This is a genomic window from Mycobacterium sp. 1245111.1, assembly GCF_001673405.1.
GTDB lineage: Bacteria > Actinomycetota > Actinomycetes > Mycobacteriales > Mycobacteriaceae > Mycobacterium.
In genome coordinates this window covers 1-22,965 of sequence record NZ_LZLV01000130.1, presented here as the reverse complement: position 1 = coordinate 22,965, position 22,965 = coordinate 1, and the positions used below count along the sequence as shown (strand labels likewise).

Sequence of the window (22,965 nt, the reverse complement as noted above, 5' to 3'; positions counted from 1 at the left end):
TGAGAATGGAGTCGGAGCAGTCCACGACGTATTGGCTGCTTCAAACGCCAACGTTGCCCAAGCCTAGCTGACTAGCTGGGCATTCCTGTCATCGTGTGAGCAACGACACCGGTAGGGGCAGGTTCGCGATTTCGGCCCGCGGAGGGTCAAAAGTGGCTAGCATTTGTTTGCTACGGCACTATCGGGGAGCGTAGTGGGGGGCACGACGATGAAGCTCAGGATCGCAGCTGTCCTGTCAGTATGTACCGCGTCCATCATGCCCGTCGGGGCCGCGGCCAGCTTTGCTGCGCGCGCGGACGATTTCAGGGACGCAATCTACAGCGGTGTCGGCGAGCTTCGTCAGGCCTGCGGACCGATCGCTGACGATCCGCGTTTGACCGCAGCGGCGCAACGGCACGCTGACGACCTGGCGACCAACGGTATCGAGCACGGCCACGTCGGTTCGGACGGTTCGTCGCCGTGGGCGCGGGTTCTCGATGCGGGCTACGTCAAGCCGCGCGATACCAGCGAGATCCTGTTCTGGGGCAGCGGAAGCCACGCGAATCCGGCTACGGCGCTCGACCTGTGGATGCAAAGTCCACCACATCGCGAGGTCATCCTGGACTGTGCGTTCACCGCGGTCGGCTTCGCAATCGCCTGGACGGGCAACACGCTGATCGCCGTCGGTGACTTCGCGGCGTCCTAGACCATGTCGTTGCGGGTCAGCCACTGCATCACCGGCCACCCGACGAAAACCGGTAACCAGCAGGTCAGCACCCGATACAGCAGCACCGAGGGCACGCTCACGGCCGCGGGAACGCCGAAGGCGGCGAGCCCACCGATCAGCGCGGCCTCGACGGCGCCGACGCCGCCGGGAGTGGGTGCGGCCGAGGCCAGAGTGCCGCCGACCATCGTCACTACGGTCACGGTAACGAACGACGCGGTGCCGCCGAACGCCTCCACGCTGGTCCACAGCGCCAGCGCCGCCCCGAGAGTCGTTCCCGTGCAACCCAACACGATCAGCGCCATCCGCTTGGGTTCCCGTGCGACCTCGATGATGTCGGTGACGATCTCCTTGAGCTTGGGGGTCACCGACGTCGACAGCCAGCGTCGCAGATTGGGGACCAACAGGGCGACGCCGATAATGCCCAGTGCGACACCGGCAATCAGATACAGCATGGTCGACTTGGGAACGAAGTGCGACAGGTCGGTGCCGGCGCCCGCGGCGGTGCTGAAGAAGATCAGCAACACCACGTGCATGATCACCTGCATCGATTGCTGCAGCGCGACCGCGGTGGTGGCGCGCGTCGTGCTCAACCCGCTCTTCTGCAGGATCCGGGTGCTCAGCGCGAGCCCGCCGACGCCGGCCGGGGTAGTGGTCGCGGCAAAGGTGTTGGCCACCTGTGCAATCGACAGCCGCCAGAAATTCACCGACTCGTCGGCGCTGGCCCACAGCGCGGCGGCGGCACCCACGTACGTCGACGCCGAAATCGCCAGGCCCAGCAGCGCCCACCACCAGTTGGCCTTGCCCAGCGCGTTGAAGAACGTCGGCACCGTGCTGATGAACGGGTACGCGACGTAGACCAGCGCGCCGAGCAGGATCAGCTGGATCAGCTGGCTGCGGCTGAACCGGGTGACCGACTCCTTCTGGATCTTCTCCTCGCCGGTTTGACGCATCACCGCCGCACGACTCCGCGAGATGACGGAGTTGGCGTCGACGACCGAGTCCCGGATATGTTTCGGCACAGCCGTTTTGGTGAGCCGACGCGACGCGGTGAGCACGGCATCGCGGCCGAGCACCTCGATGGCCGCGGCGACGGCATCGTCGGCTCCGTACAGCGCCGAGGTCGTCACCAATAACTGGGCGATGTCGGCCTGCAGCTGGTTGTCGGTGGCGCCGTATTCCGCGCTGCCGAACCCACCGAAGAACACCGCGCCGTTGCTCACGGTGATCTGCTTGTCGCGCAGGTCGCCGTGCGCGATCTGATGGTCCTGCAGCGTGCGCAGCGACTCCCACACTTCGGCGACCGGGGTCGAGTTGTAACACTGTTTCAGTGGTTCGCCGCGAATCCGCTTGTGCGCGTACAACGTCCAGCCGCGGTCCAAAACGCCGACCGCGATCGTCGCGGTATTGGCGATACCCAACTCACCGATCGCGATGGCCATCAGCGCGCGATGCTCCACGGTGCGGCGCATCGATGCCTGCAGGGGAGCGGTCTCGCTGTCGCGCAGCCGCACGATCCGCCACGCCTGCCGCAGCGCGCCGCCGCTGCGCTGATGCGGCCCGTACATTTCGACCACGGCGTTCTCGTCGTCCTCGGCGGTGACGGCCGCGAGCACCAAGGGCCCTGATCCGGCGGGGCGGACCACCCGGAGCCCGGTGACCGCGAACCCGCGTTTGGCCATCAGCCGCACGGCACCGTCTAGCGGCACCTCCAACGCGGGAGTCCCGCTGACCAGGATCACCAGCGCGCCGACGAACCAGCCGACCGCGATCCCCAGCAGCGAGCGGGCCGGCACGATGGCGCTGACCACGAGGTGGATCGGGATGAACGCCAGCAGCAGCGCCCACCACCAGTGTCGCCAGCGCGCCGGCAGCCACGGGCCCGACACGGTGAGCACCGCGGCGAGCATGGCGATCCAGCGGGGGTCGTCGAGGAATTGCGACAGCACGGTGCGCAATCGGTCGTTCAGGTCGAAATGCCACTGCGGCGCGGCGATGCCCGTGCCGCTGATTGACAACGAGAGGATCGAGATCAAGGCGGCCGCGGCGTACGGGATCAGCAGCCGCCACTGCCGGGCGATGATCAAGCCGAACAGAATCATGAACGGCAGCGCCAGCACCGCGAGCCCGTACACCATGTAGACCACGTCGGACTGGGTGGGCGTCAGCACCCCGACGATGCGCGAGATGGACACTTCCAGCGCGTCCCAGCGGGTGCGGGTGATCAGCGAACTGGTGATCACGATCGCCAACAACGCCCCCGACAGCGCGACCCGCAGGATGTCGTTGGTGCGACGAGTCAGGGGCTGCAGCAAGCTGCCGGAAACCCTGACTTCGCGACCATCGACGAGCATGCTCTAAGCAACCTCCGGCCAGCGGGTTCTAGCGTGTCCGCGCACAACATAACCGGTGACCTCAGGCGATACCCGGATTGCGTGGGCTCCGTGGCTGGTTCGACGTCGTCATGAGTCACAGCTGTCACGTGGGCACCAACTTCTGGGAGCGTGACCTCTTTTCGAAATCGACGCGTATGCGATATCACGCACAGCTAGCGCCAAGCCGGCTCCCGTACTTTCGAGGTATGGCGAGAACTGACAACGACACCTGGGAAATCACCGAAAGTGTCGGGGCGACCGCGCTGGGCGTGGCGTCGGCCCGCGCAGCCGAAACCGAGAGCGAGAACCCGCTTATCGAAGATCCGTTCGCGCGGGTCTTCCTCGACGCCGCCGGCGAGGGCGTGTGGAACTGGCACGCCAACGGCGACCTGCCTCCTGAGATCATCGAGGCCGAACCCGATTTGCCGCTGCAGAGGCAGGGGATGGTCAACTACATGGCCTCGCGGACCAAGTTCTTCGACTCGTTCTTCGTCACCGCGGCCAATGACGGCATCAAACAAGCGGTGATTCTGGCGGCAGGCTTGGACGCGCGGTCGTGGCGGCTGCCGTGGCCGGCCGGCGTGACGGTCTACGAGCTCGACCAGGACCGGGTGCTGGACTTCAAGCTCTCGACGCTGACCAATCACGGCGCTCAGCCGGCCGTCAACCGGGTAGAGGTCGCCGTCGACCTGCGACACGATTGGCCGAAGGCGTTGCTGGAGGCCGGTTTTGACCCGTCACAGCCGAGCGTCTGGTCGGCCGAGGGACTGATGCCGTATCTGCCCGCCGCGGCGCAGGAATTGCTGTTCGAACGCATCAACGACCTTGCGGCACCCGGTAGCCGGGTCGCGGTGGAGGCGCTCGGGCCGTCGTTCCTCGACGAGGAGCTACGGGCCAAGCGGCGCGCGCGGATGGATCGGCTCCGCGGGCTGCTGGCCAAAGTCCAGCCGGACCGCGAGGTGCCGCGGACCGACGAGCTCTGGTACTTCGAGGAGCGCGAGCCGGTGGGCGAGTGGTTCGCCCGGCACGGCTTCGAGGTGACGGTGACGCCGGCTGCTGAGCTGATGGAAGGCTTCGGCCGCGGCGCCGACCCGAAGGTCAAAGACCTAGTGCCCGGCAACGAATTCGTCTTCGCCCGAAGGGTTTAGGGGCTCACACCCTAGGGCATGGGCTTGACCGGCGGGATGTGCCACGTCCCGTCCAGAATCGACGGCTTCTTCTCGTTGGGCCAGTACAGCCGAAGCATCAGCGAGAACCGGTCTTTCGGCGCGGGCAGCCAGTTGGCTTCCTTGTCCGGGCCGGGGGAGTCGGCCTGGATGTAGATGTCGGTGGAGCCGTCGGGGTTGGGCAGCAGCTTGTCGCGCGCGCTGAGCGTGTAGCGGTTCAGCGGGTTGTCGACAAAGAAGTAGTCGGCGTTGTACATCGTCAGCGACCAGAAGCCGCGCGCCGGTGGCAGCTGACCCTTGTCGAAGTGCATGGTGTATTTCGTTGCGCCACTGTATTTCTCCTTGCGGTCAGTGGCGTCCGATGTCGGGTAGACGGCGTCTTCGGGCAGGTTGGCGCCGACGCCGACCTCGGTGACGAATGCCCGTTGCCGGTAGTTGGTGCCGTAGGTGCCGGCCTTGATGGTGTAGGCCCAGCCGTTCTTGGAGACGAAGTCGCCGGCCACCACGCCGTCTTCGCGCCAGCCGGAGATGTTGTCCTGACCCAGTTTTGGTGCCATCGCGATCCCGGTGTTGGCGGCGGCCGGCAGCTTCGACGGGTCGAAGTCCTGGCCGGGAACGATGCCGATCCGGGCCAGCTTGGCCACCATCGGCGCGTCGGCCTCAGCCGGCGGGTTGGTCTTGAGCAGCCGGGCGAACAGCCTGAAATACTCGGGCGCGCCAAGCGCATTCACTTGTTTACGCGCCGGCGTCACCATGTCGATCGACGCGGTGAGCGGCGCCAGCGGCGGCAGATACGGCTTGCCGAACGACGACAGCGGCGTCGCGGTGATCCCGTCCTGCAGCTTGTGCACCGCGTCGTAATCCTCCGGGGTGCCCGAACAGTAGATGCGGCCGAGCAGCCACACCAACGCCGTCGGCGACTTGTATTCCAGCACGCCCGGCGGCAGGCTGCCGTGCCAGTTGGGGCCGGTGATCGCGAACGTCCGCGGCTTGCCGCCGCCGTTGCGGGTGCCCGGCGAGGCGAAGACGTTGGTCCAGGCGTCCAGCATCGGCAGCAGGAAGTAGCGGTCGCCCATGTCGGGGACGGTGACGATCCACGGCTCCTTGGACACGTCGAACCAAGCCTGGGTGTACAGCGTGTCGGCATTGGGCGCGGCAGCGGATTGGTTGGCCGCGTTGGGGAAGGTGCGCAGGCGGGCGAACTGTCCCATCGGGGCCTTGGTGTCCTCGGGGGCGGGGACGTTGGTGAAGCTGCGGCGGGTGTATTCCATCGTGACGAGCGGATAGGCGTAGGCGTAGGCCTCGGTCGCGATGTCGGTCGCTTCGGACTGCGACAAGCCCGGCGCCTCAGTGGTTTTCGGTTGCGGGGCGGGTTGATTGTTGCCGCCGCACGACGTGATCATCATCAAGGTGGCCAGCAGCACGCTGACGCGTTTGATGGTTGATCGCATACGGGCATACTTTCACGCCGACCGGAGCGGCGCGCGGCTACAGTCGGGCGCACCGGGCTGCCTCCCACACGAAGCGGCCGGGAAGGGGGATCATTCGGCTATGCGGTCACGCCGGGGTGCCGTGGCGTTCATCGCGGCTGCTCTGCTGGTCAGCGCGATGCTGGTCAGCGCTACGCCCACGTCGTACGAGCCGCCGCCGCTGGTGGCCAACCCCGTCGAGCACGTCGACACCCTGATCGGCACCGGCAACGGCGGCAAGACCGTCGGCGAGATCAACAACTTCCCCGGCCCGTCGGTGCCGTTCGGGATGGTGCAGTATTCGCCGGACACCGTCGGCAACTACGCGGGTTACAGCCACTCCAACGGGCGCACGACCGGGTTCAGCATGACCCACGCCTCGGTCGGCTGCCCGGCGTTCGGTGACATCTCGATGCTGCCGACGACGAGCTCGGTCGGCGACGAGCCGTGGGACGCCTCCGAGGAGATCGCCCATGACAAACACGAGCGCGGCGTGCCCGGCTACTACACGGTGCGGCTGCCCTCGGCGGGCGTGACGGCGGAGCTCACTTCGACCAACCGCACCGGCGTGGGCCGGTTCCACTATCCGGGCGATCGCACGGCGCGATTCTTCATCCGGCCCGGCGGGTCGTTGGGCGGCACCTCGGCCGCGAACATCAAGATCAGCGACGACAACACCACGATCACCGGGTCGGCCACCAGTGGCGGGTTCTGCGGCAAGAACAACGTCTACACGGTGTACTTCGCGATGAGGTTCAGCAGGCCGTTCAAGACATTTGGCACCTGGGACGGTTTCACGGTGTTTCCCAATGGCCGCAGCGCGTATTCGAGTTACCAGGGTTCGAGCGGCGGGTACGTCGAGTTCGATGCTTCGGACGTCGAGGTGCGAACGGCGTTGTCCTACGTCGACGTTGACGGGGCGCAGAAGAACCTCGACGAGGCGGCGGCCAGTTTCGAAGACATCCGTGCGGCCGCATCGCGCCAATGGAATGAGGCGCTGTCGCGGATCAGGATCGCCGGCTACACCGAAGACGACATCGTCACCTTCTACTCCGCGCTCTATCACTCGTTGTTGAACCCCAACACATTCAACGACATCGACGGGCGCTACATCGGTTTCGACCGCGGTATTCACACTGTGCCGCCCGGGCATACGCAGTACGCCAACTACTCCGACTGGGACACCTACCGCGGGGTGGCGGCACTGCAGGCAATGGTGTTCCCGCGCGAGGCCAGCGACATGGCGCAGTCGCTGGTGAACGACGCCGAGCAGAGCGGGTCGTTCCCGCGGTGGGCGCTGGCCAACACGGCGACCGCGGAGATGACCGGCGACAGCGTGGTGCCGCTGATCGTGAACTTCTATGCGTTCGGCGCCAAGGACTTTGACACCGAGCGGGCGTTGCATTTCATGCTCGATGCGGCGACCGAAGGAGGGGTCGGGCGCGACGGCTACGTCGAGCGGCCCGCGGTCGGTACGTATCTCAAGCGTGGATATCTGCCGTTGCCGTCGTTGGCATGCCGCGGCTCGTTTCCGGCGGCATCGATCTCGCTGGAGTGGTCGGTCGACGACTTCTCGATCTCCCAATTCGCCGCGGCCTTAGGCGATTCCAATACTGCAGACGAGTTTCAGCATCGCGCGCAGTACTGGCAGAACCTGTTCAATCCCACGACGCACTCGATCCAACCGCGCAACGCGCTCGGCTTCTTCCCCGCGGGCCCGGCGGTCAAGCCGCCCGGCAAGGACTGCTTCAGCCAGGCCGGATTCGACGAAGGTAACGCCGAGCAGTACGTCTGGTACGTGCCGCAGAACATCGCCGGCTTGGTGACCGCGTTGGGTGGGCGGGAAGCGGTGGTTGACCGGCTCGACAAGTTCACCTCGAAGCTGAATGTCGGCCCGGTGGATCCGTACATGTGGGCCGGCAACGAGCCGAATTTCTCGGTGCCGTGGCTGTACAACTATCTCGGACAGCCCTGGAAGACACAGGAATTGGTCGACCGGATACGCAGCACGCTGTTCAGTCCCACGCCCGACGGCGAGCCGGGCAACGACGACCTGGGCGCGATGTCGGCGTGGTTCGTGTGGGCGTCGATGGGTCTGTATCCCAGCATCCCGGGGACGTCGGTCTTGACGGTCAACACGCCGCTGTTCGACAAGATCGAAATCGCCTTGCCTGCCAACAAATTCATTCGGATCTCCGCACCCGGTGCGTCCGGGCAGCACCGCCTGCAGAACATCAACGGATTGCACATCGACGGCAAACCGACCGACAAGACGTATCTGCCGGAGTCGATGCTCGCGGATGGCGGGGAGTTGGCCTTCTCGTTGGCGTCGAAGCCCAACAAGTCCTGGGGGACTGCTGCGGATTCGGCGCCGCCGTCGTTTGGTACGGGCAGTCTGGCGGTGACGATGAACGTCTCGCCGTCGGTGGTCGCGATGGACGCCGGAATGGAGACCGACGTGACGGTCTGTGTGCAGCGGATGCTCGACGGCCCAAGCGACTACGAGATCTCTGGAAAGTCGTCCATCGAAGGCATTTCCGTGGAGTCGGTGTCGGGGAAGTTCGGCGACGACGGGTTCGGCACGTCGACCGCGACGGTCAAGGTCGCGGAGTCGGTGCCGGACGGGTACTACCCGGTGGAGCTGACGACCAAAGCCGGCCAGGGGGAGCGGACGTTCATGCTGCTTGTTGCCGTTGGCGAGGGTGAGGTGGGGAGTTGAGCGACCTAGCGGCAGGGTGCTATTCCACGGAATCCGGCCTGGACTTTGGCTGATCGGTACGCAACGGTTCCTTCTTCGCGCGCTGCTCGTTGAGCATGTCGCTTAGCTTCAGGAGGCCTTCACCCGCAGCTGTGAGAGCCTGAGTTGCCGACTTCCTGGCAATCTCGACGGTCGCGTCAGCGGCGTCGCTAATACTGGGCGGTGCCAAGGCTTCCCAACTCTGAACCTGGTGGTGCCGGGCCCGTGCGAAGTCGTCAAGGTCCTGGTGCAACTTGTCGCGGTGCTTTGTAAGGTCCCGCACTGAGAAGAAGCGAAAACCATCGATGGCTTTCGGCGTTCCGAAGTCTGCAATCGCTGTCCTTGCTCGGCGGTAAAGCTCACCATCAGCGGCGAGTTGTTGGGCGAGCAATTGCTGAGAATCGTTAAGAATTTTTGATAGATGTTCAGGCTGAGTGGCTTCGACACGGGCCAGTAGAACTCGCTGCCACCTAAAAAGCGACTCTTCACTGACGACAAGAAGATTCAATGTTTCGGTGAGAAGCCCGGCAGTGACGGCTTCACCGAGGGCGCGTGCGCGATCTTGGACGGGTTCATCGGGGTCGAGGGAATTTAGTGTGCGGTCGACGTGGTTCCGAAGCTGTTCCACGGTGCTGTTCAAAACTGGCCCCAACGTGGCGACTGAGTCCCAAAGCGCGTCAGGTACCGCACCGTGGCTCTCTAGGTATGTGACCAGGCGGGAGATCGTCGTGTAATTGCCAAGTACATCGCCGGTGCGGTGGGCCTGCGCGAGTTTAAGGACTTGGTCGACTTTGCCCTCGACCCTCCGGACCGCCTCCTCGACCTCAGCTATCGCGGTCTTGAGCGCCAACTGGACCGCGACCATCTGAGCTGACATCAGTTGCGCCGGGTTGACTGCGGTGGGTCTCCATTGCAGCTGGTGGAGAAATTTGTTATCAGCGCCCCGGGTCATCATCCGGTAGAAACCGTCGGTTCCCGGGATGAGATTGCCTTGCTTAATGGCCTGATAGCTATCCGGGTGCAGCTGCACGAATTTACCTGCCTGGCCGAATAGCGAAGTCGCGCCTGTGAGAAGGCCCGTCGCGTTTGCGAGCGAGGTCTTGTTGATCCCGGCGACTCGGACCGTCTGGCCGGCGATCTCGCGAATTCGGCCAAGGTAGGGCTCGATCGCATCGGGATCGCCTCCGACAAGGAGCCCTTCCGGCTGTAACGCGACGACGACTTCACCTGGCTGGATGTCAGCGGGTGCGGGCAGCCGCGCACCAGGGTCATCAGCTGCACCGGGGTCGAATGGGCCCGAACTGTCGCTCACAAGAACCTCCAGATTTGAGCTCCCGCCGAGTCTAAGCAGACCGGGTGACAGGCGCTGTGGAATATCTGTAGTAGTCGGGCAGAAACGAACAGGCAAGTCGGTCGCTCCAGCTGCTAACGCAGTTCAAAACCCGCATTGGACAGATTCAGACAGCGCGCGAGATCTGGCCCACCGACCTCGCGAATGAAGTCTGGGTCTCCGCACACGACGAGTTGATCGCGGGCGCGCGATAAACCGACGTAAAGGCGTTCGCGAGACCGCTCCAAAGCAGTCTTTTCATTCACAACGAGGACCACCGCGCGGCGCTCCAGCCCCTTGAAGCCGAGGACGTGACCATAAAAAACTTGGTCTGCGTCCCAGAAGCTGTCCCAGTACGCGGCGCTGCCGGCAGCTTGTCGTTCCTTCTGTTCTGGATGCCGAGAGCCCGTGGTAAGCAGCGCAACATCCTCTGGCCGCCAGCCCTCATCCAGCAGCAGATCCACTTGATCGTCGCCGACGTTCATTGCCTCGTCTTGCGGGCATGGAATGAACGTGACTGCTGGTCCGTCAGCGCCGAGCAGGCGCATCGGGTGGTCAACCAGCGGCTGGAACGCGGTCGCGATCTGGCGCGTGTTTCGGAGATTGTGGTCGAGAATCAGCGGCACGAGCGGGACGGGAGGTGAGCCATGTCGATTGAACACGCGCTGGCCCTCATCACTGAAGACGTACAGGCCGCCCTTCTCGTCGTCCTTGAGCGCTGCAAGCAGAGGGTCCCACCACGCGTCAGCGAAATCTTGCGCCTCGTCGACGACGATCGAGTCGAATCGATGACCGGGTTCGAGTTGCGCGGCCAGATCGGCCATTTGGAGCGGCAAGTCATGCTCCCAAAATCGTGCGGTTTCATCGGTGCGCAACGACTCGTCGGGTCCTTGGGAGGCTCCCCACTGCACACCAAGAGCGTGAAACTCGCCGACATACGCTAACTGCTGTCGACGGCGCCACTTCGCAGTGATGCGCTCTAGATATGAGGCCAGGCCGTGTGAATAGCAGACAAGCGCAACCCGCTGGCCTTCCGCCGAAAGCCGACGAGCCTGTTCGACCGCTAGAAAGGTCTTCCCGCTGCCGGCGCCTCCGCGGATCTCGACGCGGTTCAGCAGCTTGATGGCATCGAGGATGACGGCTTGGTGTTCGGTCAGTGCGTCCGCGGCGTCCTCGCCGGCCAGCGCGCGTGCGACGACACTTCGTTGCGGTAGCCCTCTGCCACCCAACGCTTTCGCAAGCTGCCTGATGCCTTCCAAACTGAGCAGCGGGCGTTCGAGCTCCTGCCGCAGGAGGACGTACCTAAGCTTGTCGACGAGGTTCGGGAGGTCGTTTCGGTCGATGACTTTCCACCGCGGGCACTCGGGCAAGGCGAAGTCGCCACCTAGGTCGGCATTGGGAAGCACGACGACGTGGTCCCAGCGGACTCGCCCTTGGGCCCAGCGGTCATCGCCTTCGACGAAGTCTCGGAGCGCGTAACATGCGTCGCGGGCCTGACGAACCGGACTGATGCTGTAGATCCCCTCGCCTCGCCGCTGCAACCATGTCTTGCCGTTGTGCCAGACTTCGCCGCCTTTAACTTCAAGGCAGATGATGCCTGCCCCTTCGATCGCAACGACGAAGTCGACCTCGTGATCCTTGAGGTGGTCGGTTACTCGCTGGCCAGGGACGAGCATGTCGTTCGGCTGGAGTTGCTCAACGAGGGTTCTGTAAACCTTGCGCTCGGCGCCGTTGGCGAGGCGAGGCGCCGCTGCCGCACTTGAGTTCACCTTCGCAGCCTCGCAGAAACCTCTCAACTACGTCGAGCGATTCGTCCATACCGTGCATGACTCGTCCACCCGGGTCGATATCGTGAGGCAACCCCGACTCGGCAAGCTGAGCTCATACAAATCTATTTCAGAGTGCGAGTCGCAGCGCGATTATTTCATCGCCTTCAAATTGACCGGGCGGCGCCGCTTTTCGTGAGAAGCTGCAGGCGTGGACAGTGCGGCCGAACTGCATTTACGCGAGCTCATCTTCACGCAGCTCGCTGAGTTGGTCTCGGAATACGGCGTTGTCACGCGCAAGCAGTTGGACGCGCTGCAAATTGGAGGCGAAACCCGCCGCATCATCGACCGGAGCAAAGGGATCTGGAATCCCAAGGACCTTCTGGCTACCTTGTCGATCGTTTCGAGTCCTGATGGTGGGTACTCGGACGCGCACGTCGGCGAATCGATGTTCGCGTACGACTACCAAAGGGACACCACCGCTGGCGACAACGTGAAGATGCGCAGGGCTTTAGAGCTGCGACTGCCGATCATCTTGCTACGCAAGATCAAAGACGGCGTCTACGTCCCTGTCTTTCCTGCTTACGTCATCGCTGACGACGCGGCCAACCACCGGTTCATGATCGCGTTGGACGCGAGCCTCCAGTCGGTATCTGATCCACTTAATCTAGAGCCAATCGAGCGCGTCTATGCAGAGCGGGTCATGAAGCAGCGCCTGCATCAGCCCGAGTTCCGAGGCCGAGTCATATATGCGTATGAACAGCGCTGCACTGTTTGCACTTTGAAGCATGGGAAGCTCCTGGACGCGGCTCACATCATCGGAGACGCTGAGGTTCACGGCGTTGCATCGGTCGATAATGGCCTCAGCCTCTGCAAGATTCACCACGCGGCCTACGATGCGAATCTTCTTGGTATCTCTCCAGACTATCTAGTGCGCATCAACAATGAGCTAATGCAGGAGACCGACGGGCCGATGCTTCTCCATGGACTTCAGGAAATGGACGGACGTGGGCTTACGCTGCCCAAGCGGCGAGCCGACAGGCCTTCCAAGGACCGTCTAGCCGAGCGCTTCGAAATATTCAAAACCGCGAGCTAACTTTGTTATGCCCGCTCAAGCGCTTCTCGGATGCGAGCAACTGCTTCGTCTACCGTTTCGTGTTCCCACACTCGAACTACTGTCCAGCCAAGGTCCCTCAGCGCGAGGCTATTTCGCCGATCTCTCTCGATGTTCGCATCGAGTTTCTCGCGCCACCACTCAGCGTTGTTCTTGGGTGAGGTCGCGTGCAGTGGGCAGCCGTGCCAGAAACAGCCGTCGATGAAGACGACTACTTTCCGCTTAGTGAAAACGAGGTCACCTCGACAGCGCAGTGACTTTTCTGGACGGTAGTCGACCCGATAGCGATAACCCAAGCGATACAGGGCCTTACGTATACCGATTTCGACCTCGGTGTCCCGCCGGCGCTGCGCCTGCATCCGTCGGCGGATTGAGCCATCCAGCGGCTCAGGCTTTTTGACAGGCATTAATGTGGGCATCGAGTGCTTGGATGAAGCCGGCGCGGCTCTGGAGCCTACTTGCCTTCAGGCGCGTCGCGAAGCCGGTCGTTGCGCCAATGCTCAACGGGACCGCTCCGTACTTCTCCAATACCGCCGCAAGCGATGCCTGAGGCGCAATTTTCATGGGGCGCTCGCTCAAGGTCCAGGCTTCGCGCCCTCCTCCCACATTCGCCGCCGCCTTCGGCCAGCTCTTGCGGTGGTCGAAGGGTCTCCGCTCAACTTCTACTGACTTGCCCGGATCGACCAACCTACGGCCGATCCATTCTGCGACAGGAACTGTTACAGCGTTGCCGACCAGCTTCCACCGCTCACCTTCTCGACTTACCGCATCGGTCCAGCCGGATGGAAACCCTTGCAGCCGCTCACCGGCAGCGATCGAGGGTTTCACGATTGCATCACCGACGCTGCGCTCGTGAAGCCATACGCCTGGGGGAGAGGCAATTCCGAGTTTCGATCCACCCTTCAGTGTTGGCGTCACGCCTTCTCCCCACCCTAGTCCGCGGTTGCCTTCGGTCCAATAAAAGCCATACGCGCGGTGCGTTGGACGAACCGGAGCGAGCGCGGCGTTATCCGCAAACAACACGGTTCGAGGGTCCTCGGTGCGTGAAGCGACAAGGTATGTGCGGCGGCGTCGCTGCCTTACTCCGAAGTATTGAGAATCCACCGTTCGATATGCCCAGTTCCATCGGTGGTCTTCAAGCCATTGAACAATGAAACGGATTGCCGCTCCATGGTGTAACGCAAGCAGGTTCGGTACGTTCTCGAGCACGAGCCAGCGTGGTCCGCGCTTGGTGATGAGTCGGAAAACCTCGCGAATCAAACCTGACTCATCTCCATCGATCCCAGCCGTGCGCCCGACCTGGCTGAGATCGGTGCACGGGAATCCGGCAGTGACGACGTCGCATCTGGGTAGCGCGCGCAAGCCTCGAATGTCTCCAAAAACGTTTGAGTCAAACCGCCTCTGAAGCACCCGGGCCGCGGGTTCCCAGTTCTCACACATCACATCCGTGGTGATTCCAGACTGCGCTAGTCCTGCCTCGAAGCCGCCGATGCCTGAGAACAATCCCGCCGCGCGCATACAAGAATCCTCGAGCATTTCTGTTGAAACTTCAATCACGTCTTGAAATCGATCAAAATGCCGTGCGTGTGAAGGTTTTCGAGGTGCTCGCGGATGCCTGTGGCGATCAGCGCATCCTGACTGAGCATTCCGCACTCGAGGCTCCGCATCGCCGCCGCAGTCGAGAAGTTCGCACTTGTGACAAACGAGCACCGGTCGTCTACTGCGATCAGCTTGGAGTGTTGAATCGCCCACTGGCCATTTGCGGGCTCGGCCAGTGTCCAAATGCGCGCACCGTCGAGCCTCTGCGCGATCAGAGCGGCGGCATCGGCTCTCTCCTTGACATCGACGACAACAGTCACGGGGACCCCTCGGTCTAGAGCGTTGCGGAGGGCAGCCAGGTGCGGCGAATCCTTACCTGCCGAATACGTTGCCGCGTGTATTTGCGTGGTTGCATCGTTGATCATGTCGAGCGCGGCGAGCGTCGTGTGGCCGGTCGATCCCGGGATTGAGGGCGAAGTCCACACAACTACTGGACGATGAACCTGAGGGACCGCGGCGATACCGTCGAGCACTGCCGCCACTCGTGCCGCATCGGTGTCGCGATTGATCAACTGCTTCAACAATCGTTGGACTTCGGACCTATGCGCGGGGTAGGCGCGTTTGGCTGCAATGTGAGGCAATTTGACTTGACGAAGAGCAGCAGCGATCGACTTCGCTTCTTCGGCGCTGAGGAGCTCGCCAAGTCGTTCGATCTCTGCGGTGCTCACGAGAGAATCGATAGCCCTTCTAGGAGACCGGGAGTTCGCACGTCCGGGTCGGTCGGCAGCCCTAGCAGCAACCGCCGATCAAGGAAGCGGTTGGTTCGTTCGCAGCTCGTCTCACTCAGGAAGAGGCAGAAGTGGCACGCGGCGCCATGCAAAAATTCCTCCTTCCCCTTAGGAGCTCGATGCGAGCAGATGGGATCCGATGAGCATCGCAATCCCCGACGAACCGCGTCCCGGAAGAGCTTTTCCAGTTTCGCGGGTCGCGCTAGCTCGACAAGACCGCCCAACGTACCTTCACCGTCGGAAGCTGTTGTGCAGATAAGCAATCCCGCCGCGGGTGCATACTCATCACTCGCCTGCCATGCGTAGATCCTCTCGGTCAAGCTGGCACTTCCGTACCCGCTTGACATCGCGGCTTCGCGAATGAGCAAGTGTGACAACGAATGTATCGCCCAGTAGCGGGGAGGGGGGAAGCGCAAATCCGGATCGATGTCATCTGCCGTCTTGCTTGTTCGCCGGCGAAAATTGATTCTGTGCGCTTGACGAAATGCATTCCACACCGGGAGGTCGACTACCTGCTGCTCCCATGCTGCGACGCTGGACTCATCGAATTGGAGGAAGATTCCCTCTCCTCTGTCTTCGGTGGCCGGTACCCACGTCGGCTTGCCGTTGACGCATAGGGGTGCAACGCGAGTCGCTGCATCATCGATGCGATCGAGTGCATCGATCCGGGTGAACCCTAAGAACGCGTTGACTTTTTTGAGTCGTTCGACTGCGGCGACTGCCGCCAGAACCGGCTCCAGCGGAGGAGGTACATCTCGGCGCAGAGCTCGAAAGTCGCGAGAACCTCCGAGGCGGGTGTACTTGGCTTCATCGCTCAGGACGGTCCACTCCGGGGCAAGAATCGCACGCGGGTCTGCAGGTGGCTCTCGATTGTCGCGGGTCGCCTTGGCAGTAGGATTGCGCGCAACCTGCACTGCCTCCCAAAGGATTTCGTCAGGCACACCGTCGAAGTCCTCAGTCTTTGCAAGCAACGCGGCGTAGTTGCGCCACATCTTGATGTCATCCACGCTCTTAGGCATGTCCAAGTCGCTTTTCTGCAAAGTGCGCAGCAAAGGAACCAGATCCGTGGCTGACGCAACTTCTTCACGAGGCAGTGCCAGGAGCCCGAGCGTGGAAGCAAACCACTGATTGGCCGCGCCAAGCATCATCAATCGACCGCGTTGTCCGCATTTGTAGAATGCGTCGAGGTGCGGATGCCGGCCCCTGCACATCGGAAGCTTCTCGGTCGCCTTCGGGCCAACAGCCTCCAGCATGCCGCGGCTCTGTTGGCAAGACAGGCAATGGATTTGCACGTCCGGACCGATGTTGCTCTTCCATTCCCGCATCCGCAGGGTTGGGAAGGAGCTACCTGACGGACATGCGGCCCCGCGGTGAACCCAAGCGTCGTAAGGAAACTCATCGAGATGCCCATTGACACAGGCGATCAGGTAGCGAGCCGGGAGCGCTACAGCCTTGAACGGTTTCTTCTTGCCTTCGAACCCTTTGCACTTGTCATGAAAAAATTCGGCGCGATCTGGACGATACTTTATGACGTTGCGGTAGACGAACAGCTCGTGCGACACCGGCGCCAATCGACCACATCCCGTGCACCGCAGCCATTGCGGGAAGATTCGCGACGGGATACCAAGATCGATGGCCGAACCGGCTGACCATCCCTTCTCTTCCGGCGCCCACGGTGGTTTGCGGAGCTCGACGACTTGGCTACCCAGATGTGCTCGCGTCAGCTCCAGGAGTCTGGGCTCCGCGATCGTGTCAGCCCCACCGGCCCGACGGGCATACACCCGCTCCCATGGGTCCGTGCCTGCGGGCATTACGGCGAAGTGTGGTAGGTCAACAGTCGCACCGATGCCGTTGGTGTACAACATCGCTGACGGTCTTATCGAGCCAACGCGCGCATAGTTTTTCGAAGTCTTCGCCTCGATATCGGTGATGGGGTCAAGCGTCTCGGAGCCCACCGCTACGGGCTGAGCCTCTTCGATCACTCCTAGATCGGCGGCCTCGGTCATTGCTTGTCGCTTTCGGCGGGTATGTCCCATTGCGGGAAACTGGACTTTTCCTTGAACGCAAGGTTTTCAGCCGTCGGACTGACCAATAGGTTGATCTCCGGCTGTACCTCTCGCATCGAATTCGCGACTACGAACACTTGGTCGGCCGGTTTGATCAACGTTGATTCCGGGCTGATCAAGAGCCGCCAGGCGGTCGTGTTTTGAGGAATCCGCTCGTAATAAAGAGCTCCCTTTGTCTCGTCGGCTTTTCCGTACCATCGGTCTTGTCGCTGAATCAGTTTGAGCCGCAGCCTTTCCGCCGCGTCCGCATCCTCAACAGCCGGCGTAGCGCGTGCAGTTATCTGTTCTATCAGGCCTGCGATCTTCGGCATCGAACCTAGAATCTCACCTGCACCGGCTTCAGGTGACAATCCAGCAGCTGACCGTGCCTGCGCGACGCGGGCGACGCTGACCAGCACGCCCATGAGGCCGCGTTCCATCGAGGTGTCGGAATAGGGTGTGACGCTGAGGGCTTCGACTTGGGCGTAGAAGGTTTCATGGTAGTGCCGAAATTGTTCGAAGTGTGCCATGTCGCGAGGCCTTGCCCAGTTGGCCAACGCCAGTACCAGTCCAGGCTTCGAAGCGTCTCGACCGACTCGGGACGAAGCCTGGATGTATTCGGCGGTGTTCTTGGGTTGGCCAACAACGAGCATCAGGCCAAGACGCGGGACGTCGACGCCGACTTGAAGCATTGAAGTGGCTAGAACGAAATCGTAAGGCTTGGTTCCCCATTCTGGCTCAGGTTTGCCAGCGGCCCGCGCCGCATCGCGCTCTTCAAGGAATTTCTTTCGCCCTTGAGTACTCCACCGATCGGTGAATGGTAGCGAGAGTTTGTCAAGCGTTGCTGAGATGTCTTCCGACGAAATACGCGATGTGAGTTCACCGATGTTGAGCCGTTCAACGTCGTTCGTCCGCTTGGGGAAGGGCTCCGTGTTGCCCGTGACGCGCGTTGTGACATCGTCATCGAGGTAACGTCGCATACCCGCTAGTTCGCGGGTGGCAGAAAAATACGCGACCGTCGTCATGTACGGATCGGCGGCGGCCGCGTCTGCGCCCGACTCATCGAGTAGCTTTTGACCGGCGAGCAGCAAGATCTCCGACACTCGAATCTCTGCAAGCGTCAACCGGATTCCGTGGGCGCACACCCCGAGATACTTTCGGCCGGGCGCTTCTTCAGTAACGGGCACTTCTCTTGAGAAGTAGGTGTCCCGGATATCGAGCACTTGTGGAGGGAACATATCCACCCCGCGCCCGTACAGCGCTCGTATCTGATTTTCTGCGTTCCGCACTGTCGCGGTCGACGCGACGATCATCGGACGAACCGTTTCGCTGTTGCGTCGGTAGGAGCACAGCAAGTCAACCGCGTTTTCGAAAAGTCCCACTGCGGTTCCCAGAGAGCCCGTTATCAGGTGGAGTTCGTCTTGGATGATCAAGTCCGGCGGACGAAGTCGATCGACGGCTTGAATTGTGACCTTGGGGTAGTCGTTGCGACCACCCTTGATTGCGTTGTGGGATGCCCCCTTGCAGCTGCCGGCACTGTCGGGATGCCGGTACCCGTGCCGGGGACACCACTCGCTGACGTAGCCGAACAGGCTAGCGGCAGGTCCTTCGCGTGTCAGGCGGGCAAACTTGTCGACGGTCGCGAGAAGGAAAGTCGGTGGGTTGCGATAGATCTCATCGTCGACGGTGAGGATCGGCAATGCTCCAGTTGCGGCACCCTCACTGCTGAACGGGCAATCTCCCAGGCGATCACCGCAATACACCGCGATGCGTTCGGTCGGGTTGATGACTTCGAGGTCGCGCTTCGGGTCTATCTTGGTGCCGCACCATGGGCACCGCTGCAGTTGAAGGACTGTCAGGCCGAACGCTTTACTTGTGTCTGATCGGGCCTCTTCGACTTGGGACTTGGCTTCCGCGAAACGCTTTGGGCTGACTGAGGTTCCGACCCACAGCCCGATCGAAAACGGCTTGTCGCCCCAGGTCGTTTCGTCCTCCTGTCGGATGAGCTCGGCGGCGCAGACGAGCGCAGCTGCCCGTTGAAATTGCTGCGAGGTGAGCAGACGCAGCGTATAGCGCATGAGTACCGCGACGCCGTCGCCGCCATCCAGCGCACCCTCCTCGGAATCGAACTTGCCCTGAAGCCGGCGGATCGCGAACGTGTAAGCGGCCAATCCGAGATAGGCCTCGGTCTTGCCGCCCCCGGTGGGGAAGAAAAGCAGCTCGACGTTGGCCGCCTCGCCGCTGCGGAATGGGTGCGCAGGCTCCGTGAGTGCCGGGATCTGAAGCAGGACGAACGCCAATTGGAACGGACGCCAGGACGCAGCCGCATCACCTTGGGATTCGACGGCGCTCACTGCGGCATCGATGCTTTCAGAATCATCGGCTGCGCGGCGAATGGCGACCTGGCTGCGGGTGCGCTGGTCGCGCATAGCCCGATTCATGAAGCGGAACGCATGCAACGCTTGAGGATTTGAAGTCAGATAATCGACGCCTTCTCGTAGCCGGCCGGCCGCGAGCTCAGCCTCGGCGATTGCGTCATCGGCCGGTCCCTGCAGGTGGTCTGGCAACTGTTCTGCGATGCTCTTTTGTTCCTCTAGCCACTCAAGATAACCGTTGATCAATGGTGCAAAAGCGTCCTCAACCTCCCCTGCCTGGAGTTCGGCCAGCTGACGCATCGATGTGAGCGCATCGCCAGCTGAGCCGGGCTTAGTTTGAGGTATATCTGCCGTTGGTAACCAGTTCGTCTCAACGCTAGCGGCTCGACGGATGCCGTTACCGTTTGCGTCAGTCGGCTCGCTCCAGGTGACGGAAGTGGTTCTTCCGACAGCGAATTCGAGCCGATGCCGGTATTGCAAGTCTAGCCGTTGTCGTTCTTCATCTTGCTCGTCGTAGCCCGCCTGGAGGACGTCACGGGTCGGCAAGAAAACGGCTTCGCCACTGTTCGCCTCGACCTGCAGTTTGGTCTGGAACAACCAATCACCAGGTGGCGCATTCATATCGGTCACTTTGTCGTTTGACAGCGCCAGCTCGACAATCACACGGTCGTTGCGTGGAAATAGCTCGACCCGCAGAGTCACGGATTCTTCAAGTGGGATTGGATCCAACGCAACGTGTGTGTCGTATCCGCGGACGTCGAACTCGACAATCTTCTCGAACGGAATACGACGGGACCACTGCACTTTGCGGCCATCTTTGTCTTCTTGCCGGAAGGTTTGGTAGCGACCCCACGTCGCCTTCACTGCTAGCAGGCCGGAATCCCCGGGGACCTGGAACCGAAGTCCCATCGAAGACGGATGTGTCAGAGCACCTTTCGGGCCTTCATCACGTTCCTCACCTTCCTCGGCTGCGCCGGCTTCCTCGTCAGTGTTCACTGATACGCCGCGTTGTCCGGAATTCTCGATGCTTCCGTCAGTGATCGCGACCCCGGTCTCGTTGGGGTCGCCTGACTCCGATCTCACTGCGGTCGGGAGTGAGGGGTCGATCGTTACTGGTGCCAGCGCACCGACGACATACGCTGCGCGTGGCGTGCCTTTGAGCTCCTCGGCGTTGCCGTCGCGAGGGCCGAGAAGCTCGCGTTCGATCAGATTCAGTAGGTCGCCGCGAAGGATTGTCGATGTGCTAGCGGTCATTTGAACAACCCCTCTTGCTGATCTGACAAGCCACCATCCTGCAGTCCGGCGCGCCGATGGTTCTCTCGTAGTAAGCGATCCAGTATCTCCACGCGAGCTCGCGGCGCAACGGTGAAGCGCTCCATTAGGCGGTAAGTGTGATGCCCATGATCAAGCCTCAAATCGCGCCAGCCGTACGAGGCTAAGACGGCGCTGTCGATCTCGACGTGGATGTCACGTATACGTGTGACATCTTTGTCGCTGGTCACGCCTGGATCGTTTACCAAGTTGTAGAGAGCGGTCAGCCCAAGATCGCGACGGAGCATGATTTCTCGTCTTTCGCTATGTAGAGCTTTACCGGCCTCCTTCAGGCGCTCAGAGCAGGATGGCCGAGGGAAGGTCAAAAAGACGTCGGAGGGGGTATAGACAAAATCTGTTCGCATCGAGGATCCATACTTCATCGCCCACATCTGATGCACAGTCGACGAGAGGACTGCGAGGTCATCGAGACGCTCGGTCGCGAATACGACCAGCTTATGGCCATAAATCTGTTGGGCCGCAAGCATTGGCATGAGCGTCTTGCTGGTTTGCGTCAGAACTAAAACATTCTCTAGCTGGCTAATGGCCTTTCGCATAGCTGGCCGTTTCTCCGCGAACTGCCACCAATAGTCACGGTAGACTTTACGGTTGTTTTCAGCTCGGATGGGTTTAACATGTGTAAGAGCACGCTCGAAAGGCAAAACGTATCGTGCGGCTTGAGCTTCTGTTCGGTCGTTGAAATCGATGACCCAACGGGTGGCAGTGCAATCCGGCCGAGAGTTCAGATCTTCGCCGACTAGATATGGAAACAACACCTCCTTGTTTGCTCTATCCGCGGTGATCCAATCCTGAGCCTCATCGGGGTCAATCACGAACCCCATGCCCAGAACGTTGCAGCCCTGGAACGCTATGCCCTTGTTCTCCGCGAGTTGATACGGATGACCACTAACTCGGCCGGCGGGTTCTAGAAGTGTCGAGATTCGTGCGACTGGAAAATCATCGCTGAATCGGTCGATTTCGTCAGAGATCGTTGCCCGGGTGCCCCACACCGAGGCGAATTGAAGGTTCACAGTGGCGGCGGGCCACGACCTACTCTGGATAGCCCGGATGATCGTGAACCCGGAATCTGTCATTCGATCAAGGCCAACTTCGCGAGTGTCGCCTTGGGCGATGGTGTTCGTCGCGATCAGTCCCAGCGTGCCGGTCGGGCTTAGAAGCGAATGTGCGCGTAGGAAAAAGTAAGCGACTAGGTCCGCACTTCCTCGGGTCTCGCCCGCAAGAACATTGACGAGCCAGTCGCGCGCGTTGGTACCCATCGCTGCGGTGAGCTTTTGGCCGCCGAGGAATGGTGGATTACCGATAATGGCGTCGAATCCCCCGGCATCCATGACATCTGGCACTTCGATCGCCCAATGAAGAGGCTGCCATCGGTCGTAGTCAGTCTTGACCGTTGGAGTTAGGCCATTGGTCAGGATCTGGTCGAGCTTCTTTCGGTTTCCGGTTGATCTGCTTTGGGGGAATGCCTCTCCGAGAGCCCATTCCAGTGACTTATAGGCGTCCTCAAGCTGGACTCCCGGTGTGCCGCCGAGGACGAGGCCGGCCGCGATGATGCTGTCTGCGATCAGTCGCAGCTGCGCGGTGGTGTTGTCGGCTCGGCGTAGCAACCGGGCCTTTCCGTATGTTGAGCGTTGCGGGTCGTCTTCGTCGACTGTTGAAGCCAGCTCGCGTCGCAAGCGTGCCGCTTCTCCAAGAACCGCGTCGACGTCCACGAAGGGCTGCAAGAACTTACGCTTTCGTTCCGGATCGACGTGCAGGTGACGCAGTTGGTCGAGTGAGGTTACGCCCAGAAGTGAATTGCCGCAGAAAATCTTGTCGTCTACGAAGGAGAATGGCTTTGACTTATCCAGGGACACCAACCAGAGGGAAAGCTTGCACATCTCAACGGCCATGGGATTGATGTCGGCTCCATAGAGGCAACGCGCTACTACCTCACGAGTCGCTCTTTGCTCAGCTAATCTGGGATTAAAAAGCTCTCCTCCACTGAGCATTTCCTCTTCGGTCCAGGCTTCGGTTACCCTCCTAGCGAGGAACCTAGCAGCGGCCACAAGAAATGCTCCTGAGCCTGCCGCGATATCGGCGACTTTAAGGCCTAAAATTGCCGCGCTAGATTTCAGCTTCCAGGCGTCAATGTCGTTTGTCTGCAACGGTCGGGTCTGCTGCACGAATAGGTGACACCTGAGATCGCTTGCCCGGGATGGGCAGGCTGGGAGGATGTCACCATGGCAC

General features: G+C 61.6%; 14 protein-coding genes. 4 read left to right on the top strand and 10 right to left on the bottom strand.

Features of this window, described 5'->3' with window-relative positions; all coding sequences use genetic code 11:
- The first annotated feature begins 256 nt into the window (after positions 1-256).
- Entirely contained in the window at positions 257-685 is a 429-nt protein-coding gene (locus A5658_RS20515; protein WP_231997395.1) for a CAP domain-containing protein, read from the top strand.
- Here A5658_RS20515 and A5658_RS20510 read toward each other — a convergent pair.
- Positions 682-3,057, bottom strand: coding sequence for a flippase-like domain-containing protein (locus tag A5658_RS20510; RefSeq protein WP_067339488.1), 2,376 nt, complete (start codon positions 3,055-3,057; stop codon positions 682-684). The two genes, A5658_RS20515 and A5658_RS20510, sit on opposite strands and share 4 nt — an antisense overlap.
- A gap of 227 nt (positions 3,058-3,284) precedes the next feature.
- On the opposite strand from A5658_RS20510, the gene A5658_RS20505 reads away from it, so the two are divergent.
- Positions 3,285-4,226 (top strand): class I SAM-dependent methyltransferase, encoded by a 942-nt coding sequence (locus A5658_RS20505; protein WP_067339486.1) that lies wholly within the window; start codon positions 3,285-3,287, stop codon positions 4,224-4,226.
- An 11-nt stretch (positions 4,227-4,237) separates the two neighbouring features.
- On the opposite strand, the gene A5658_RS20500 is transcribed toward A5658_RS20505, so the two are convergent.
- On the bottom strand, positions 4,238-5,695 hold the full coding sequence (locus A5658_RS20500) for a DUF1254 domain-containing protein (RefSeq protein WP_067339485.1): 1,458 nt from the start codon (positions 5,693-5,695) through the stop codon (positions 4,238-4,240).
- A 100-nt stretch (positions 5,696-5,795) separates the two neighbouring features.
- Here A5658_RS20500 and A5658_RS20495 point away from each other — a divergent pair, with 100 nt between their 5' ends.
- Positions 5,796-8,432, top strand: a complete 2,637-nt coding sequence (locus A5658_RS20495) for a GH92 family glycosyl hydrolase (RefSeq protein WP_067339484.1) — start codon at positions 5,796-5,798, stop codon at positions 8,430-8,432.
- A gap of 19 nt (positions 8,433-8,451) precedes the next feature.
- Here A5658_RS20495 and A5658_RS20490 read toward each other — a convergent pair whose 3' ends face one another.
- Together A5658_RS20490 and A5658_RS20485 are read right to left on the bottom strand one after the other, a co-directional pair.
- Positions 8,452-9,762 carry a hypothetical protein gene (locus tag A5658_RS20490; protein ID WP_082993321.1) on the bottom strand — a complete coding sequence of 437 codons (1,311 nt, stop codon included), beginning with the start codon at positions 9,760-9,762 and terminating at the stop codon, positions 8,452-8,454.
- Between the two features lie 113 nt (positions 9,763-9,875).
- A complete protein-coding gene (locus A5658_RS20485; protein WP_067339483.1) occupies positions 9,876-11,549 on the bottom strand; it encodes a nuclease-related domain-containing DEAD/DEAH box helicase in 1,674 nt (557 codons plus the stop codon).
- Positions 11,550-11,757: 208 nt separating this feature from the next.
- On the opposite strand from A5658_RS20485, the gene A5658_RS20480 reads away from it, so the two are divergent.
- Positions 11,758-12,642 (top strand): HNH endonuclease, encoded by an 885-nt coding sequence (locus A5658_RS20480; protein ID WP_067339482.1) that lies wholly within the window; start codon positions 11,758-11,760, stop codon positions 12,640-12,642.
- A 5-nt stretch (positions 12,643-12,647) separates the two neighbouring features.
- Here A5658_RS20480 and A5658_RS27720 read toward each other — a convergent pair whose 3' ends face one another.
- Genes A5658_RS27720 through A5658_RS20455 form a run of 6 tightly spaced genes read right to left on the bottom strand, consistent with a single transcriptional unit; the run spans position 12,648 to position 22,901 of the window.
- Entirely contained in the window at positions 12,648-13,019 is a 372-nt protein-coding gene (locus A5658_RS27720; protein ID WP_369830553.1) for a very short patch repair endonuclease, read from the bottom strand.
- 28 nt (positions 13,020-13,047) lie between these two features.
- Positions 13,048-14,217: a DNA cytosine methyltransferase gene (locus A5658_RS27715; RefSeq protein WP_231997394.1), complete on the bottom strand. Its 1,170-nt coding sequence runs from the start codon at positions 14,215-14,217 to the stop codon at positions 13,048-13,050.
- Positions 14,214-14,927 carry a DISARM system phospholipase D-like protein DrmC gene (gene drmC / locus A5658_RS20470; protein ID WP_231997393.1) on the bottom strand — a complete coding sequence of 238 codons (714 nt, stop codon included), beginning with the start codon at positions 14,925-14,927 and terminating at the stop codon, positions 14,214-14,216. Before drmC ends, A5658_RS27715 begins: the two co-directional genes overlap by 4 nt.
- Positions 14,924-16,993, bottom strand: coding sequence for a DUF1998 domain-containing protein (gene drmB / locus A5658_RS20465; RefSeq protein WP_067339478.1), 2,070 nt, complete (start codon positions 16,991-16,993; stop codon positions 14,924-14,926). Before drmB ends, drmC begins: the two co-directional genes overlap by 4 nt.
- Positions 16,990-20,661 carry a DISARM system helicase DrmA gene (gene drmA / locus A5658_RS20460; protein ID WP_067339473.1) on the bottom strand — a complete coding sequence of 1,224 codons (3,672 nt, stop codon included), beginning with the start codon at positions 20,659-20,661 and terminating at the stop codon, positions 16,990-16,992. The genes drmB and drmA overlap by 4 nt, the downstream gene beginning before the upstream one ends.
- On the bottom strand, positions 20,658-22,901 hold the full coding sequence (locus A5658_RS20455; protein WP_156751574.1) for a DNA methyltransferase: 2,244 nt from the start codon (positions 22,899-22,901) through the stop codon (positions 20,658-20,660). Before A5658_RS20455 ends, drmA begins: the two co-directional genes overlap by 4 nt.
- Positions 22,902-22,965 lie beyond the last annotated feature (64 nt).

Excerpts from the sequence above, each read along its gene's own strand:
- A5658_RS20515 (WP_231997395.1), top strand. The coding sequence starts at position 257 with ATGCCCGTCGGGGCCGCGGCCAGCTTTGCTGCGCGCGCGGACGATTTC.
- A5658_RS20510 (WP_067339488.1), bottom strand. The coding sequence starts at position 3,057 with ATGCTCGTCGATGGTCGCGAAGTCAGGGTTTCCGGCAGCTTGCTGCAG.
- A5658_RS20505 (WP_067339486.1), top strand. The coding sequence starts at position 3,285 with ATGGCGAGAACTGACAACGACACCTGGGAAATCACCGAAAGTGTCGGG.
- A5658_RS20500 (WP_067339485.1), bottom strand. The coding sequence starts at position 5,695 with ATGCGATCAACCATCAAACGCGTCAGCGTGCTGCTGGCCACCTTGATG.
- A5658_RS20495 (WP_067339484.1), top strand. The coding sequence starts at position 5,796 with ATGCGGTCACGCCGGGGTGCCGTGGCGTTCATCGCGGCTGCTCTGCTG.
- A5658_RS27720 (WP_369830553.1), bottom strand. The coding sequence starts at position 13,019 with ATGCAGGCGCAGCGCCGGCGGGACACCGAGGTCGAAATCGGTATACGT.
- drmB (WP_067339478.1), bottom strand. The coding sequence starts at position 16,993 with ATGACCGAGGCCGCCGATCTAGGAGTGATCGAAGAGGCTCAGCCCGTA.
- drmA (WP_067339473.1), bottom strand. The coding sequence starts at position 20,661 with ATGACCGCTAGCACATCGACAATCCTTCGCGGCGACCTACTGAATCTG.